This is a genomic window from Acidovorax sp. GW835-FHT14B10 (assembly GCF_058793725.1).
Genome location: NZ_JBXAGC010000009.1, coordinates 130,427 through 147,509 on the forward strand (window position 1 = coordinate 130,427; position 17,083 = coordinate 147,509).

16 protein-coding genes are annotated in these 17,083 nt (G+C 63.9%); 5 read left to right on the forward strand and 11 right to left on the reverse strand.

Going from position 1 to position 17,083, the window contains the following annotated elements; genetic code table 11:
* Positions 1–45 precede the first annotated feature (45 nt).
* The 5 genes from AC1Q5S_RS09270 to xth all read left to right on the forward strand — a co-directional run bounded on the left by AC1Q5S_RS09270 (position 46) and on the right by xth (position 4,965).
* On the forward strand, positions 46–1,467 hold the full coding sequence (locus tag AC1Q5S_RS09270) for an FAD-binding oxidoreductase (RefSeq protein WP_303835878.1): 1,422 nt from the start codon (positions 46–48) through the stop codon (positions 1,465–1,467).
* Positions 1,464–2,537 (forward strand): metallophosphoesterase, encoded by a 1,074-nt coding sequence (locus tag AC1Q5S_RS09275; RefSeq protein ID WP_303835877.1) that lies wholly within the window; start codon positions 1,464–1,466, stop codon positions 2,535–2,537. Before AC1Q5S_RS09270 ends, AC1Q5S_RS09275 begins: the two co-directional genes overlap by 4 nt.
* Before the next feature lie 88 nt (positions 2,538–2,625).
* On the forward strand, positions 2,626–3,471 hold the full coding sequence (locus tag AC1Q5S_RS09280) for a thymidylate synthase (RefSeq protein WP_422205147.1): 846 nt from the start codon (positions 2,626–2,628) through the stop codon (positions 3,469–3,471).
* Positions 3,471–3,962: a dihydrofolate reductase gene (locus AC1Q5S_RS09285; RefSeq protein WP_422205149.1), complete on the forward strand. Its 492-nt coding sequence runs from the start codon at positions 3,471–3,473 to the stop codon at positions 3,960–3,962. The genes AC1Q5S_RS09280 and AC1Q5S_RS09285 overlap by 1 nt, the downstream gene beginning before the upstream one ends.
* 226 nt (positions 3,963–4,188) lie before the next feature.
* The gene (gene xth / locus AC1Q5S_RS09290; protein WP_303837389.1) at positions 4,189–4,965 is read left to right on the forward strand and encodes an exodeoxyribonuclease III; all 777 of its coding nucleotides are present in this window, start codon (positions 4,189–4,191) and stop codon (positions 4,963–4,965) included.
* Positions 4,966–5,095: 130 nt separating this feature from the next.
* On the opposite strand, the gene AC1Q5S_RS09295 is transcribed toward xth, so the two are convergent.
* From AC1Q5S_RS09295 to AC1Q5S_RS09345, 11 genes are all read right to left on the reverse strand, one after another.
* Entirely contained in the window at positions 5,096–6,043 is a 948-nt protein-coding gene (locus tag AC1Q5S_RS09295; RefSeq protein ID WP_303837388.1) for a ferritin-like domain-containing protein, read from the reverse strand.
* A gap of 225 nt (positions 6,044–6,268) precedes the next feature.
* Complete coding sequence (ntrC, locus tag AC1Q5S_RS09300) at positions 6,269–7,879, reverse strand: nitrogen regulation protein NR(I) (RefSeq protein ID WP_303837386.1); 1,611 nt, start codon at positions 7,877–7,879, stop codon at positions 6,269–6,271.
* Positions 7,880–7,919: 40 nt separating this feature from the next.
* Positions 7,920–8,942 (reverse strand): nitrogen regulation protein NR(II), encoded by a 1,023-nt coding sequence (gene glnL, locus AC1Q5S_RS09305; RefSeq protein WP_422205156.1) that lies wholly within the window; start codon positions 8,940–8,942, stop codon positions 7,920–7,922.
* A 68-nt stretch (positions 8,943–9,010) separates the two neighbouring features.
* A complete protein-coding gene (locus AC1Q5S_RS09310) occupies positions 9,011–9,514 on the reverse strand; it encodes a hypothetical protein (RefSeq protein WP_303837384.1) in 504 nt (167 codons plus the stop codon).
* Between the two features lie 210 nt (positions 9,515–9,724).
* Entirely contained in the window at positions 9,725–11,140 is a 1,416-nt protein-coding gene (glnA, locus tag AC1Q5S_RS09315) for a type I glutamate--ammonia ligase (RefSeq protein ID WP_026436822.1), read from the reverse strand.
* A gap of 167 nt (positions 11,141–11,307) precedes the next feature.
* Positions 11,308–12,132 (reverse strand): competence/damage-inducible protein A, encoded by an 825-nt coding sequence (locus AC1Q5S_RS09320; RefSeq protein WP_303837381.1) that lies wholly within the window; start codon positions 12,130–12,132, stop codon positions 11,308–11,310.
* Entirely contained in the window at positions 12,129–13,046 is a 918-nt protein-coding gene (locus tag AC1Q5S_RS09325; RefSeq protein ID WP_303837379.1) for an EI24 domain-containing protein, read from the reverse strand. The genes AC1Q5S_RS09320 and AC1Q5S_RS09325 overlap by 4 nt, the downstream gene beginning before the upstream one ends.
* Positions 13,047–13,093: 47 nt before the next feature.
* Positions 13,094–14,128 (reverse strand): sterol desaturase family protein, encoded by a 1,035-nt coding sequence (locus tag AC1Q5S_RS09330; protein WP_303837395.1) that lies wholly within the window; start codon positions 14,126–14,128, stop codon positions 13,094–13,096.
* Positions 14,129–14,191: 63 nt separating this feature from the next.
* Positions 14,192–14,950 carry a polysaccharide deacetylase family protein gene (locus AC1Q5S_RS09335; protein WP_303837393.1) on the reverse strand — a complete coding sequence of 253 codons (759 nt, stop codon included), beginning with the start codon at positions 14,948–14,950 and terminating at the stop codon, positions 14,192–14,194.
* A 58-nt stretch (positions 14,951–15,008) separates the two neighbouring features.
* Positions 15,009–15,995, reverse strand: coding sequence for a YncE family protein (locus AC1Q5S_RS09340; protein WP_492238693.1), 987 nt, complete (start codon positions 15,993–15,995; stop codon positions 15,009–15,011).
* A gap of 168 nt (positions 15,996–16,163) precedes the next feature.
* Positions 16,164–16,913 carry a 16S rRNA pseudouridine(516) synthase gene (locus AC1Q5S_RS09345; protein ID WP_492238694.1) on the reverse strand — a complete coding sequence of 250 codons (750 nt, stop codon included), beginning with the start codon at positions 16,911–16,913 and terminating at the stop codon, positions 16,164–16,166.
* Positions 16,914–17,083 lie beyond the last annotated feature (170 nt).

Here is a 17,083-nt window from a genome sequence, read left to right on the forward strand (position 1 = left end):
CTCCCTCTCCGCACCCTTCACTGTTCCATTGAAAGAGCCATCCCCATGTCCACCCTGCTCGACACCTTGCGGCGCATTGTGGGTGCCGCCCATGTTCTGACCGACGGCGACCTCAGCGCCTGGGAACAAGACTGGCGCCGCCGCGTGCGTGGCAAGGCGCTGGCCGTGGTACGCCCGGGCACCACCGACGAGGTGGCGGCGGTGGTGCGCGCCTGCGCCGCCGCGGGCACCGCCATCGTGCCGCAGGGCGGCAACACCGGCCTGGCCGTGGGCGCGACGCCTGATCTATCGGGCACCCAGGTGGTGCTGAGCCTCACGCGCATGAACGCCGTGCGCGACCTCGACAAGGACAACCTCACCCTGACGGTGGAGGCCGGCTGCATCCTGCAGAACGTGCAGGACGCGGCCGACAAGGCGGGGCTGCTGTTCCCCCTGTCGCTGGCGGCCGAGGGCAGTTGCACCATTGGCGGCAACCTGGGTACCAATGCCGGCGGCACGCAGGTGGTGCGCTACGGCAATGCCCGCGACCTGTGCCTGGGCCTGGAAGTGGTCACCCCCCAGGGCGAGGTGTGGAACGGCCTCAAGGGCCTGCGCAAGGACAACACGGGCTACGACCTGCGCAACCTGTTTGTCGGCAGCGAAGGCACGCTGGGCGTCATCACGGCCGCCACGCTCAAGCTGTATCCCAAGCCCGCTGCGCAGCTCACCGCCTGGGCCGCCGTGCCCTCGATGGAACATGCCGTGGCGCTGCTGGGCCTGGCGCACCAGCACCTCGGTGCGGGGCTCACGGGCTTTGAGGTGATGGGGCGCTTTGCCTTGTCGCTCGTACACAAGCACATGCCGCAGCTGCGCGTGCCCTTCATCGGACAGGAAGACGTACCCTACGGCGTGCTGCTGGAAAACTCGGACAGCGAATCCGAGGACCACGCCCGCGCGCGCTTCGAGGCGCTGCTGGAGACCGCCTTCGAGGCCGGCTGCGTGACCGACGCCGTGGTGGCCGAAAACCTCACGCAGGCGCACAACCTGTGGCATATCCGCGAGAGCATTCCACTGGCGCAGGCCGAAGAGGGGCTGAACATCAAGCACGACATTTCGGTGCCCATTTCGCGCATTCCGGCATTTGTCGAATACGCCGACGCACTGATGGTGCGCGAGATCCCGGGCGTGCGCCTGGTCAACTTCGGCCACCTCGGTGACGGCAATCTGCACTACAACGTGCAGGCCCCCGAGGGCGGCGACGCCAAGGCCTTCCTGCGCGAGCAGGAAGACCGGGTGAACCACCTCGTCTACGAGGCCGTGGCCCAGTTCGGCGGCTCGTTCTCCGCCGAACACGGCATTGGCGCGCTCAAGGTGGAGAAGCTGGAGAAATACCAGTCGCCCACGGCGCTGGCGATGATGCGCGCCATCAAGGCGGCACTGGATCCGCAGGGCATCATGAACCCGGGGCGTGTACTGGGCGCCGCATGAGTCTCATCCAGGCCCTGCCCTCGGGACCGCTGGACATCGTCGGCGACATCCACGGCGAAATCGATGCGCTGGAACCGTTGTTGTCCCACCTGGGCTACGACACCGAAGGCCGGCACCCGGGCGGCCGCACGCTGGTCTTCGTGGGTGACTTCTGCGACCGGGGCCCCGACAGCCCCGCCGTGCTGATGCGTGTGGCACAGCTGGTGGACAATGGCCGTGCCGTGGCCGTGATCGGCAACCACGAGATCAACCTGCTGCGCAACGACGCCAAGGACGGCGCCGGCTGGTACTTCGATGCGCGCCTGGCCTCCGACCACGCCAAATACGCGCCCTTTGCGCGCCCCACCGCAGCCGAACGCGCGGCCATCGTCGCCTTTTTAAGCACCCTGCCGGTGGCGCTGGAGCGACCAGACCTGCGCATCGTGCACGCCGCGTGGCTGCCCGGCCAGATCGCCGCCGCACGCCAGCTGCCGCCCGGCAGCGTCCGCAGCGAATACGACCACTGGGAAGCCGAGGTGCGCCGCCAGGCCCAGGACGGCACCCTGGCCCGGCGCATGGCGGCCGAACGCCAGCAATGGCCGCACGACCTGGAAGACCCGCAGCACAAGCCGCCCTTTCTGCAGGCCCATGCCGACAACGAGCTGCTCAAGGCCATGCTCAACCCCCTGAAGGTGCTGACCTCGGGGGTCGAGCGCCAGGGCACCGACCCCTTTGTTGCCGGCGGCAAATGGCGCTTTGTCGAGCGCATGGCCTGGTGGGACAGCTATACCGACGCCCCCCCCGTGGTGGTGGGCCACTACTGGCGGCGCCCCGTCGTGGCCGCGCCCGACACCCTGGGCAGCTTGACCCCCGAAGAAGCCGGCCTGTTCGGCCACATCCCGCCCTTTGCCTGGCATGGCCAGCGCCGCAACGTGTTTTGTGTGGACTACTCGGTGGGCGGGCGCTGGCGGGCCCGCCAGGCCGGCACGCCCCACGACCCGCAATACCGGCTGGCCGCCCTGCGCTGGCCCGAGCGCACGCTGCTGTTCGAAGATGGCACAGAGGTGGCCACCACAGGGTTTGGCGCCTAGGTCCAGGGGCCGCCCGGCCATCGGTGGCACACTACCGGGCTCGGCGCCACTGCGGGCCGCCGCTTGTCAAACGCCAGTTTTTTACCCCATGACTTCTACCCCTCACCTGCGCCCCATCCGCTCGCAATACGAAGATTTCATGCGCCATGTGTTCACGCACGGCGTGGACAAAGGCGACCGCACGGGCACGGGCACCAAGAGCGTGTTTGGCCACCAGATGCGCTTTGACCTGCGCGAGGGTTTTCCGCTGGTCACCACCAAGAAGGTGCACCTCAAATCCATCATCGTGGAACTGCTGTGGTTTCTCACCGGCTCCAGCAGCAACCTGTGGCTCAAAGAGCGCGGTGTCACGATCTGGGATGAATGGGCGCGCGCCGATGGCGACCTCGGCCCGGTGTATGGCGTGCAGTGGCGCAGCTGGCCCACCCCCGATGGCGGCCACATCGACCAGATCAGCCAGGTGATCGACACCCTCAGGACCAACCCCGATTCGCGCCGCATCATCGTGAGCAGCTGGAACGTGGCCGAGCTTTCCAAGATGGCCCTCATGCCCTGCCATGCCTTCTTCCAGTTCTACGTGGCGCCGGCCACCACGCCCGGCGGCAAAGGCACCTTGAGCTGCCAGCTCTACCAGCGCAGCGCCGACATCTTCCTGGGCGTGCCTTTCAACATTGCGTCATACGCCCTGCTCACGCACATGGTGGCGCAGCAGTGCGATCTGGAGGTGGGCGACTTCATCTGGACCGGTGGCGACTGCCACATCTACAGCAACCACACCGAGCAGGTGCAGACGCAACTGGCGCGCGCGCCCTACCCCTACCCCACGCTGCGCATCCAACGCCGGCCCGACAGCATCTTCGACTACCAGTTCGAAGACTTTGAAGTGCTGGACTACCAGTCCCACCCCGCCATCAAGGCACCGGTGGCGGTGTGATGGAAATCGCCCTCATCTATGCCCGCGCCGCCAACGGTGTCATTGGCAAGGACGGCACCATGCCCTGGCACCTGCCCGAAGACCTGGCGCATTTCAAGCAGCTCACACAGGGCAGCCCCGTCATCATGGGGCGCAAGACCTGGGACTCGCTCCCGCCGCGCTTTCGCCCGCTGCCCGGGCGCAGCAACATCGTCATCACGCGCCAGCCGGATTGGAGTGAAATCGGCGTTCAGCGCGCGTCCAAACTGCACGAGGCGCTACAAATAGCAGAGCAATCCAACCCCGCCACCGTGTGGGTGATCGGCGGCGCGCAGATCTACGCCCAGGCCCTGCCCCTGGCCCACCGCGTGGAAGTGACCGCAATCGCGCAGCGCTTCGACGGCGACGCCTACGCCCCCGAACTCGGCCCCGAATGGCTGGAAACCACGCGCGAAGAACACACCAGCGCCAGCGGCCTGCCGTTCGCCTTTGTGCGCTACGAGCGACGCTGAACGCCTGCGCCGGAGCGCCCACAATCGCGCTGGACGCCTTGAAGATCGCCGTGGCCGTGCCGCCCACGGCCAGCCCCGCTTCCTTGCAGCTGCCGTGGGTGCCGCCGCGCGGGGTGCGGGCAGCCGGAGAAATCCGCAGCCATTCCCAGCTGGCACGGCATTGCCCGGGCTGAGTGCGGCCAGACGACAATGGCGCACCTTCACTGCTTCCCATAGAGAATCAACGATGCAGATCGCCACCTGGAACATCAACTCCCTCAGCGTGCGCCTGCCCCAGGTGCTGGCCTGGCTGGCCGCCCATCCGGTCGATGCGCTGTGCCTGCAAGAGCTCAAGCTCACCGACGACAAGTTTCCGCACGACGCGCTGAAAGAGGCCGGCTACGAGGCCGTGGCCTTTGGCCAGAAGACTTACAACGGCGTCGCGATCCTGAGCCGCCACCCGCTGCGCGATGTGGTGCGCAACATCCCGGGGTTCGGGGATGAGCAGGCCCGCGTCATCGCGGCCACGCTGGACACGCCCACGGGCCCCCTGCGCCTGCTCAACGGCTACTTCGTCAACGGCCAGGAGCCAGGTTCGGAAAAATTTGCCTACAAGATGCGCTGGCTGCAGGCCCTGCAGGACATGGTGCGCGCCGAGATGGCGGCCCACCCCCGCCTGGTGCTGGCGGGTGACTTCAACGTGGCGCCGGAAGACCGCGACTCCTACGACCCCGTGGGCCTGCGCGAGACCATTCACCACACCACCGAAGAGCGCAACCACTTCCAGGCCTTGCTGGCCCTGGGCCTGACCGACGCATTTCGCCTGTTCGAGCAGCCCGAAAAAAGCTACTCATGGTGGGATTACCGCATGCTGGGCTTTCAGAAGAACCGGGGCCTGCGCATCGACCATATTCTTGTGAGCGAAGCCCTGCGCTCCAATGTGACTGCCTGCGTGGTGGACCGTGCCCCGCGCAAGAACCCGCAGCCCAGCGACCACGCGCCGGTGGTCGTCACGGTGGCCTGAGCGATCTGCCAAGCCCGATGCCGTGCGAGGCGGGCCACACCCCGGTTAGGACCGGGGCAACAATGAAAAGGCGGCCAGGTGAAAACCTTGCAGCCTTTTTGCTGGACCCATTCAACGGCAGATGGCGGGATCAGCGCTGTGGCGAAAAGCTGTCGCGCAGCGTGCGCACCTCGTCATGGTTGCGCTGCGCCCCCTGTGCCTGGCGCTCCACCAGTGCGTGGACATCAACGGGCAACGTGACCTTCAACGCCTTGCGATAGCGGGCCACGGCGGCATCTTCGCCATGCTCGCACTCTTCGAGCACCGCCTTGTCATCCCGTGAGGACAGCGCCGCTTTGACCAACACCCAGCCGCGATGCAACGCTCCGGCCACCGTGCCACCCAAAGCCGGCTCGCCGTTGAGGCGCAGGATCTCATGCTCCAGTTCCATGGCGGCCGCGGCGCATTCGCGCGAGTGGCGCTCAAAGATACTTTTAAGCGCGTCCGACTCGGCATGCTCCGCACAGGCATGAAAGCCATATTCGCCATCGCGCGCCGATTCCAGCAGGTCATTGAGCACATCGACCGTGTCTTCGTTGTCCATCACATCCAGGGAGAGGTCACCGTGGGCCTGGCGGTTGGCCGAGGCCCGCTCCCAAGCGGCACGCGTGGCGGGACGCACATCGGTCCACGCCAGGCCATCGGCGGCGTGGCGGGCGCGCCAGTCATCCGCCAGGCGCGGTTCGATGACGTCAAAGTCACCGTCGTACCGCCCTACCGACGACCAGCCCAGTTCGTACGCGGGCCGGTATTGGTCATATGTGCGCCCGCCCACATAATAGGGCTCGCGGTCATAGGCCGCGCGCCAGTAGGCGTCTTCGGCCGAGGGGTTCACGGTTTCGGCAGCGGCTTTGCCTGCCAAGCCGCCCGCCACCGCACCCACCACACCCCCAATGGCAGCCCCGACGGGGCCCCCGAATGCACCTGCGGCAGCGCCTGCTGCGGTGCCACCCATGGCAGCCCCTACACCGGTTCCGATGGGGTGGGCACCGGGCTCATCGGTCAAAGGATCACGGTTGGCATCGTTGAAATCCGACATAAGAAATCTCCGGTTGGTTGACAGTGACTTCATTGTTGAAGCGACCACCGGAGCCGCAGGTCAGCCCATGGAGGACCTGCGTGTAGGACATCGACCAGCCCCCGGCATGGGGCCTTGGCGCATCAGGGCCGATCTTTCGGCAAAAGCCGCGCCGCCCACCGGCACCAGATGAGCTGTCAATTAAATTGTGGCCAGCGCAATCTCATAAAGCGTTGGCGGCCATTTTCATGCTTCATCGGGGGCATCCAACCCCAGCTCCTGGATCTTGCGGGTGATGGTGTTGCGCCCAATGCCCAGGCGCTGCGCGGCCTCCATGCGACGGCCATGGGTGGCCAGGAGGGCGGTGCGGATCAGGCACGACTCGAAACGCCGCGTCAATGCATCCCACACCTCCGGCTGGCCCCCTGCGAGCAACTTTTGCGCCTCGGCTTCCAGCGCTTGCTCCCAGCTGTGGGCGGTGGCAGTGGCGTCGGCCGACCAGGACGGCACGGCTGCAGGCACTGCCGCGGTGGGGTGCATCCCTCCCACCATTTCGGACGGAGGCTGCGGAGCCTGCACCACGGGTGCCACAGGGGCCAGCGGCGCTACCGGCATCGATGTCACCGTGGCCGCAGCGGGTTCAGCGCCCACCGTTGCACGCACGGGCGGCTGGTGCACGGGGACCTCCAGCACCTCGGGCGGCAGGTCCTGCAGCGAGATCACCTGGGCAGGGGCCATCACCGTGAGCCAATGGCAGATGTTCTCCAGTTGCCGCACATTGCCCGGAAACGCAAACTGCTCCAGCCGCGCCAGCGCCGAGTCGGCAATGCGCTTGGGCTCCACGCCCAGCTGGCGCGCGCTTTGCTGCAGGAAGTGGCGCGTGAGCATGGGCACGTCTTCGTGCCGCTCGCGCAGCGCGGGCAGGCGCAGGCGAATCACGTTGAGGCGGTGGAAAAGGTCTTCGCGGAAGCCGCCTTCCTTGACGCGCTGCTCCAGGTTCTGGTGGGTGGCGGCGATCACGCGCACATGGGCCTTCACGGCCGCATGGCCACCCACGCGGTAGAACTGGCCATCCGACAGCACGCGCAGCAGGCGCGTCTGCAGATCAAACGGCATGTCGCCGATTTCGTCGAGGAACAGCGTGCCGCCCTCGGCCTGCTCGAAGCGGCCGCGCCGCTGCGTCTGTGCGCCGGTGAAGGCGCCGCGTTCGTGGCCGAAGAGTTCGGATTCGAGCAGATCCTTGGGGATGGCGGCCGTGTTGATGGCGACAAAGGGGCCGTCTGCGACCGGCGAGTGCTTGTGCAGCGCACGCGCCACCAGCTCCTTGCCCGAGCCGGATTCGCCCGTGATCAGCACCGTGACCTGGCTCTGGCTGAGCCGGCCGATGGCGCGGAACACATCCTGCATCGCGGGCGCCTGGCCCAGCATCTCGGGCGTTTCGGCCTGGCGCTCTTCCGTCACTTCCTCGCGCTGGCTCTCTTCGACCGCGCGGCGGATCAGCTCTACCGCCTTGGGCAGGTCGAACGGCTTGGGCAGGTATTCGAACGCTCCACGCTGGAAGGCCGACACGGCGCTGTCCAGGTCGGAGTACGCCGTCATGATGATGACGGGCAGGCCGGGCTGCAGTTCGCGCACTTTTTCGAGCAGCTGCAGGCCCGAACCCCCGGGCATGCGGATGTCGCTCACCAGGACCTGGGGGCCCTGGCGTGCGGAGTCACCGACGGTGACGTCTGCCAGGGCATCGAGCACTTCGCGGGGGTGCGTGAAACTGCGCGTGGGCAGGTTCTCCCGGGCCAGCGCCTTTTCCAGGACGAAGCGGATCGAGGGGTCGTCATCTGCTATCCAGATCGGCTTCATGTGTTTTTATCCCTTCCCTGTGGTTGCGTGTCAGGAGACCTCAGGGCAAGGGAATCAGGATGCGGAAGTCGGTGCGACCCGGCACGCTGTCGCATTCGATCAACCCGTGGTGGCGCTGCACGAAGGTTTGCGCCAGCGTGAGCCCCAGCCCTGATCCCCCGTCCCGCCCCGACACCAGCGGGTAAAAAATCCGCTCTTTGATGGCATCGGGTACGCCCGGTCCGTTGTCGATGACATGCAATTCCAGTGCCAGCCGATAGCGCTGGCGGCCAAACGTGACCTGGCGGGCCACGCGGGTGCGCAGCGTGATCACGGCATCGCCCGCCGCCATGCGTTCTGCCAGTGCCTGCGCGGCGTTCTGCACGATGTTCAGCAAGGCCTGGATGAGCTGGGCACGGTCGCCGCGGAACTCGGGGATCGAGGTATCGTAATCGCGCAGCACCTTGAGGCCCTGCGGATGCTCCACCAGCACCAGCGAACGCACGCGCTCGCACACCTCGTGGATGTTCACGTCACCCACCAGATGCGGGTGCCGGTGTGGCGCCAGCAGCCGGTCCACCAGGCTTTGCAGGCGATCGGCCTCATGGATGATGACCTGGGTGTATTCGTGGAGCTCGCGGCTTTCGAGCTCCATCTCCAGCAATTGCGCGGCGCCCCGAATGCCCCCCAGGGGATTCTTGATCTCGTGGGCCAGATTGCGGATCAGTTCCTTGTTGGCCTGGGCCTGGTCCAGCAATCGCTCTTCACGGTCCTGGCGGGCGTGTTGCTCCAGCGGCCACAGCTCCACCAGGATTTCACCCGCCTGTTCGGCATCGGCCACATTGACATGCACGGGCACAGGGTCCTGGTGCAGGCGCTTCAAGTTGGCCTCGTAACGCAGCGCGGCAAAATCCTTGCCGCGCGCACCGGACAATGCCATCTGCAGCAGGGTGGGGTCGGTAAAAAAGGTCGAAAAATCCACGCCTTCCAGCGTGCGCCGCGACAGGCCCAGCGTGTTTTCCAGAGCCGCATTGGCAAACTGCACGGCGCCGTCCAGCCGCAGCACCGCCACCAGGGTGGACATCAGGTCCAGCGAGTGAAAGCGCTCCGTTTCTGCCACCAGTGAATCACGCACCGAGCGCTCCACCCTGCTTACTTGGCACTGGGGGCGGGGGCGAGGCGGGCCAGTTCGCGCCGAATTCCGGCCAGATCGCTCTCGCTGCGCGCAACACTCGCCTTGAGTTCGGCCGTGCGCTCCATGTAAATCTGGGGATTGCGCAGCTCCAGCGCATTGCGCACCGGTGCGCCGTCGTTGTATTCCTTTAGCAACTCGGCGTGGCGTGCCTCGGCCTTGCGCAGCTCGGACTCCAGAATGGCACGGGCATCGGCATCGCGGGCGCGCTGATCGTTGTTGTCCACGCGTGGTGCTCCGGCCGGCGAGGCCGTGGTGGTGGCCGGCGCGGCAGCGCCCGGCGCCTTGGGGCGGCTGCCCTGCACCACCGTCACATTGCCACCCTCGACCAGCTTGCAGCCGCGCTCCTTGGCCTGGGCGGCGTTGTTGGTGTATTCATTGCCGCAACGGTAGATGCGGTCTTGAGCCCAGGCCGCGGGCGCCATGGCGGCAAAAGCCAGGAGGATAGTGAGCGATTTATTCATGAGGTCTCTCGCACATGCAATGCAGGGGTGTGCTGTTGAGTATCCCCTAATCACAATACATCGCCAATTCACCACCCGCTGACCCACGGGCTATTGTGGAAAGATGCCACCGATGAAAGCAGGGCTCCCGCTCATGCCCTCTTGCATGCCCGCCCCAAGAAAAAAGGCGGCTCGCGCCGCCTTGGGATGCAATGGCCTGCGGGCAGGCGATTACAGCGAGTAGTACATGTCGTACTCGACCGGATGAACTGCCATGCGAAAACGCGTGACTTCGCCCATCTTCAGGTCAATGTAGGCGTCGATCATGCTGTCAGAAAACACGCCACCCTTGGTCAGGAAGCCGCGATCCTTGTCCAGCGCCTCCAGCGCCTGGTCGAGGCTGTGGCACACGGTGGGCACCAGCTTGTCCTCTTCGGGAGGCAGATGGTACAGATCCTTGGTGGCAGCTTCGCCGGGATGGATCTTGTTTTCCACGCCGTCCAGACCCGCCATCAGCAGGGCAGCAAAGCCCAGGTAGGGGTTCATCAGTGGATCGGGGAAGCGGGCTTCCACGCGGCGGCCCTTGGGGTTGGCCACGTAAGGAATGCGGATCGAGGCGGAACGGTTCTTGGCCGAGTAGGCCAGCTTCACCGGCGCTTCGAAGTGCGGCACCAGGCGCTTGTAGCTGTTGGTGCCGGGGTTGGTGATGGCGTTCAGCGCACGGGCGTGCTTGATGATGCCACCGATGTAGTACAGCGCGAAGTCCGACAGACCGGCGTAGCCGTCGCCCGCAAACAGGTTCTTGCCATCCTTCCAGACCGACTGGTGCACGTGCATGCCGGAGCCGTTGTCACCATGGTAGGGCTTGGGCATGAAGGTGGCGGTCTTGCCATAGGCGTTGGCCACGTTGTGGATCACATACTTTTGCAGCATGGTCCAGTCAGCGCGCTCGACCAGGGTGCTGAAACGCGTGCCGATTTCGTTCTGGCCGGCACCCGCCACTTCGTGGTGAAACACTTCGACAGGAATGCCCAGGGATTCGAGAATCAGCGACATCTCGGCACGCATGTCCTGCGTGCTGTCGACGGGAGGCACAGGGAAGTAACCGCCCTTGAGGGTGGGACGGTGGCCGCGGTTGCCGCCTTCGAGCTTGGAGCCGGTGTTCCAGGGTGCTTCGTACTCTTCGATTTCGTAGAAGGTATGGTTGGGTTCGGTGCTCCAACGCACGCCATCGAAAATGAAGAATTCGGGTTCGGGACCAAAGAATGCGGTATCGCCCAGGCCAGAGGCCTTGAGATAGGCTTCGGCGCGCTTGGCAACCGAACGGGGGTCGCGGTCATACGACTTGCCATCGCTGGGCTCGATCACGTCGCAGGTCAGAATCAGCGTCGTTTCTTCGAAAAACGGATCGATGTTGGCCGAATTCGGGTCAGGAATCAGCTGCATGTCGGAGGCTTCGATGCCCTTCCATCCGGCAATCGAAGAGCCATCAAAGGCATGGCCCGAAACGAACTTGTCTTCGTCAAAATGCGAGACGGGCACCGTGGTGTGGTGCTGCTTGCCACGGGTATCGGTAAAGCGGAAATCCACGAATTTGACTTCGTTTTCCTTCACCAGCTTCATCACGTCTGCAACGGTCTTGGCCATCAGGTTCTCCTGGGTAAAGCGCTTGTTAAAAAATCTGCCAAACGAAAAGCAGTTTGCGTGCCAGGCCAATGCGATGCCTGCACTCGGACGGAGCATTCAGGGTAAAACCAAAGAATCCTCGGCACGCAGCATCACCAAAAATGTGCACATCAGCATTCGCAATACGCTCAACGCAAATTTCGCACCAATTCGGGGCCGAAATTTGCACCAACATTGTGCAATTCTGCTTGCAAGTCCACCCAAGCGGCGGGAACCGCTGTGGCAGGCCCCTTCACGCCCAATTCTATGTGGCGCCCATATTGTGGATGATCGACGCTGGGCAGGCTGAAGACCCGGATTCCGGGGTGCCCCTGCTCGATGCGCTCCATCAGCGGCGTCAACGCCGCTTCCATGGCGCCAAAGACAATGACGGACCGCTCGGTCTGGGGGGACCGATGGAAAAGATGCGGGTATTCGTGGTCCAGCACCCATTCGATCATGGGCCACGCCATCACCGGAAAGCCTGGCACAAAATGCACGGCCCCACCGCCGGGTCCATGGCAGCTGAATCCTGGAATCTTGTTGTAGGGGTTGGGCACGATGCGCGCGCCCTCCGGGAACACGCCCATGTTGAGGCGCTGCACGTTGTCTGGCTGGTCTGCCTCGTAGGGCACGCCCTGCTCGCGTGCGGTGTCTTGCATGCGCTCCCGGATCAGGACCTCGGCCTGCGGGTGCAGCACCAGCCCAACACCCAGCGCCCGCGCCGCGCACTGGCGCGTGTGGTCATCGGGCGTGGCACCGATGCCGCCGCACGAGAAAACGATATCGGCCGTGGAGAACGCACGCCGCAAGGTGCTGGTGATGCGCTCGGGGCTGTCGCCCACATAGTCGGCATAGGACAAGGCCAGCCCGCGCGCAGACAGCAACTCGATCACCTTGGGCATGTGCTTGTCGGCACGCTTGCCGGAAAGAATTTCGTCACCCACGATGATCAGACCGATATGCGAACTCATGGCAATTTGTGCTCCGAAATGAAGGTGTCGGGGGGTGCATCCGGCGTGGCGGCAATGGCCAGTGCAGCCCGATCGTCGCCAGACGCCGCCGGAGGCGATGGCGCACTGCCCTCAGATCGCAGGTGCTCCAAAGCGGCAAGGCAATAGTGGGCAAACCACAGGGACGAGAAGGCAAAAACGAGTGTGTAGATCCAGATTGCCAGCGGCACCAGTATGAAAAATGCAGCAGCAAAAACCACTCCCGACGCCCATACGAGGCTGGGCGCTGCGCCCAGATAGCCGGTCAACACACCTATTCCCAGCAGGCGGGCTCGGTGGCTGCGCAGAATCTCCCGCCGCTCTTCCTTGCTGGCATGCTCGGCCAAGGCATCGAACGCCATGACGCGGTAGGTCAGCCAACCCCAGATCAGCGGCGGCAGCACGAGCACCAAGGGCGGCACCAGCCACAGCGGCACCGACACCACCAGGGCAATCAGCGCCAACACGGTGGAGCCCATGGACCACATGGCACTGGCCCAGAAAGAGCCGCCCTTCTTGCGCTCAAGATGGGGAAACCGACGCTGTGCGACCAGGATGACCAGGGCGGGCGTCGTCAGCAGGGCGACCGCCAGCAGAGAGATCATGACCAGCACCGGCGTGGCGACCAGAATCACCAGGAGCGGCGCCATCACCGCAGTCACGTCGCCGATGCCCCAGGCATGCAGCCAGCCCCAGAGGGTTGCCAGCAGCGCCGAAGACTCCAGCAATGTACGCATGCCCCGTACCGCGCCATCCCAATAGAAATAGCCCAAGGCGCCGCCCACAACCCCGATCAGCAGCAATGGCACCATCGACAGCAGGATCACACGGGGGCGCAGGCAATACACTGCCGCGCGCCAGAAAGAATCGACCAGGAGTCCCATGTTGGCAAGCATACCTTGACTGCCCAAAAATCGGTTCATCCGGCGGTCTGAACGCGGATTCAGGCCTTTCCGAGCAGCCGCAGCAGGCCGCGCCATTGCTGTGACCAGAAACCACTGCCGTAGTCACGCAGGCGACCCTGCGGACCGGGCTCCACCTGGTCCCTGACGCCCGTGGGGTCGTATCGGAGATCGAAATCGGCCGTACCAAACAACAGGTCCCACCAGGGCAGCAGTACGCCGAAGTTATGTCCGCCCAACACGTCCTTGCGCACTGCGGGCGACAGCTGACCTTGGGCCGTGTCGGCCCGTGGGGTGGATGGCGGCAACACAGGGATGGTTTCGTGACCAAAACCAATGGCGTGGTGCCGACGATGAAACCGGGGACTGATCCACAGCCGTTCACCCCAGCGGCCAAACCAGATGCGCAGGTTGGCGTGCTGGAAACTCTCGCTGAGCTGCGTGATCGCCACGATGGCGATGAATTGCCCCGGCGCGACACCGATGGCCTGTGCGACGATCACGAGAAGCGTGTCTCGGAGCACGTCGTCGAGCAGGTGGTTGCGGTTGTCGCTCCACATGGTCATCTGGCGCTGCGCATGGTGCAGGGAGTGCAACCGCCACCACCACTCGAAATGGTGCTGACCCCGGTGCAGCCAGTAGTCCACGAAGTCGAAAACCACCAGATAAAGCAGCAGACTGACCCATGGCATGTCCGTCACCCCGGGCCACAGGCCATCGAGCTGCAGCGTGCTGAGACCGACCACCCGAAGCGAGCCAAACAGCATGTCCGTCAACGGGGTCATCACAAAAAACAGAAAAACCCGAAACAGGCCCAACCGGTGCAGCAAGGTGTAGAGCATGTCGGTACGAATGGTCGCCCGGTCGGTGATGGGCTCCACAGGACGCCAGCGCTGCAAGGGACCGAATACCGCCACGATGACCACGAGCTGAAGCAGGCCCACCAGCAGCCAGCCCGTGGCCTCGTACCCGTTTTCCAGCAGATTGCCCAGTCCGAACGCAAAGAGCAAAGGCTGCAGCATGGACTCGAACAAGCCCTGCTGCACCCCATCGAAGACATCCGCCCACCACTCCATCATTTCACCCCTCTGTAGTTGTTCTGCGCATGGTGCTGAGCGAATGCTGCGACAGCGCCCAGGTCAGCGCACCTGCCCGGGCGCGTAATCCGGGTGCTCCCGCAAGGTGTGAAAACAAAAACCCTTCGCCTTCAGGCCCGCAATCAAGGGCTCCAGCACGGCAGGGGCCCAAGCGTCCTTGCGTGACCAGATGCCCAGATGCGCCATCAGGATGTCTCCACTGCGTATGCCTTGCAGGGCCTTGCGCAGCAGTGCTTCATTGCTGAATTTTTCGCTGGGCAACTCATCCCCCAGAAACCCCGCCGGCGACCAGCCCACATGGGTGTAGCCGCACGCCTTGGCGCTGGCGAGCAGCTGGGGCGATGTCTTGCCACCCGGCGCCCGAAACAGGGGCAGTGGCTTCTGGCCCGTGAGGGCCTGCAGCCGATCCGCGGCACGGGCAAGCTCTTCGCAATACTCTGGCGCCCCCATGGTGAACTCCTGTCCCTGGCGCGGACCGGCCGAGGGTCGCACGCGGAAGGCCGGTGCGGCCGCATCGCCCAGATCGGCACGCCAGTAAACGTGGTTCCAGGTGTGGGAAGCAAAGGCGTGGCCTTCGCCCCCCCGGGCGCGCCACCATGCCGCCCAGTGCGATCCGAGACTGCCATCACCCTGCCTGGTGGGTTCCTGCGCGGCAAAAAAGGTCGCCTTTACCTGCTGGCGTTGCAGCACATCCGCAATCAGTGGAGCCACCGCCATGTGGCCTGTGTCGAAGGTGAGATAGAGCGGTTTTTTGCAGTCATTTTGAGCATTGGCGCTTATAGGTAAAGCGCTAAAAGCCATCAAAATAGAAGCATTCACCACCCGTCCCAACCACCGCATGATCGCCCCGTGCATCACGTCACCGGGGTGCGTGCAGCAAGGTCCATACGCCATGGGGCGACTTCCCCACGGCCACTTGCCGCACCACCTTGCCGGCCTGGGTATCCACCACCGAAAGCTTGCGCGCCCAGCGCGAGCTCACATAAATCCAGCGGCCGTCGGCAGATACATCCATGCAGTCGGGCCCTCCTGGCACGGGATAGGTTGCCACCACTTCTTGCGTGCCCATGTCGATCTTGCTGATGGAATTGGCCACGCGGTTGCTGACATAGAGGTGGCGACCATCTCCCGCAGCCCGGAACGCGTGGGCGCCATTGCCAGTGGTGATTTTTTTGATGCTGTGCGGCTCGCGCCCGGAAATATCGAACACCTCGACACTGTCGCCGCCCGTCAGCCCGACAAAAAGGCGCCGATCATCGCCGCTGCCATACACATCTGCGGGCATGGCACCCGTTTTCGTGCGCCATTTGATGGTTTGCGTTGCGATATCCATCGCCACGAGCTCATCGCTGTCCTGCATCGACACATAAACCGTGGCGCTGCGGCTGTCTATCCACATATGGCTGGGTGTGCGAGACGTGGCCACGCGTTTCACCAGCACAGGCTCGCTTCCGTCCCAGCGGTAAAAGTCCACATGGTTGAGCCGGTTGGCCACCGTGATGAGCCACTTCATGTCGGGCGTGAAACGCAGATGGTAGGGATCGACGATGCCCCGGACCGTGCGCTGCACCTGCGCCGTTCTCGGATCCACAAAGGTCAGGGTGTCGCCCAGGGCATTGGCAACGATCAGCGATTTTTCGTCCGGGGTCAGGTACAGATGGTGCGGTTCCTTTCCTGTGGGAATTCGCACGGTTTCAGTCCAGGTCACAGGATCGATCACGCTGACATTGGCGTCCAGCGAATTCAGAACAAAAACAGGGGGAGGGGCAGGCGTTGCCGCATGGGCGAAAGACAACGTGAACCATGCCAACGTGGTGCAACCGCACACATAAGAAAAAATCTTCACAGGAACCCACTTTCAAAGCTGCGAGGAAGTTTAGCGCTGCGCAACCCCGTGCATTCAACCCAAGGCATAAAAAATGCGCGTGCTGGCCACGCATGAAATGGGCAATCTCAGCAGAAACGCAGCCAACGAAATGACGGTCTCGCCTGACGTTGCCCTGCAGACATGAGTTCAAGACAAGGAGGTCAGCCTCAACAGATCCTCATCAGACAACCATTTCCACTGTCCGGGCGCAAGCTCAGAGGGAAGGTCCAGCGCGCCAATGCGCGAGCGATGCAATTGCTCCACCCGATTGCCCACAGCAGCCAGCATGCGCTTGACCTGGTGGTACTTGCCTTCCGTCAGGGTGAGATCAAGGCTATGGCTGTCCACTACTGTGCACGCAGCGGCCCGCACGGGTTTGGGATCATCGTCGAGCACCACGCCTTCCAGCAATTTTGCCCTTTGCAATTCGTCCACCGGATGCTTGGCCGTTACCCGGTATACCTTCGGAACATGCTTTTTAGGTGAACTCATGCGATGGATGAATTGCCCATCGTCACTGAGCAACAGCAGACCCGTCGTGTCTTGGTCAAGACGACCGACAGCCTGCACACCTTGGATAGCACTCTTGCACGGCCTCTGCCGCAGCGGCGCTGGCAGCAAGGTGTAGATGCTGGGGTAAGTTGACGGTTTCTGCGAGCATTCGGTGCCTGCAGGCTTGTGCAGCATCACATACGCTTTGGCGTGGTACTGCCACTCCACCCCTTGAATCCGCAAACGCAGATCAGCGGTATCGAAATCCAGCGATGCATCCCTACAAGGGCCAAAAGGGGCGCCTTGATCCAGGCGTGCAGTCTCCACCCAACCATGCTGAACCAGGCCCGCGCAAACACGACGGGTACCAAACCCTTGTGAATACAAAATATCTTGAAGTTGCATTACCGTGTGCGGACAGTTCCCCCGCCTCCATGAAACACGAATATATTTGCCGCCCCCAAGCAGAAACGCCCCACTCAATGGCTGAGTGGGGCGTTCTGGGCTGTAAGAGCCTGACGATGACCTACTTTCACACGGGAACCCGCACTATCATCGGCGCAAAGTCGTTTCAC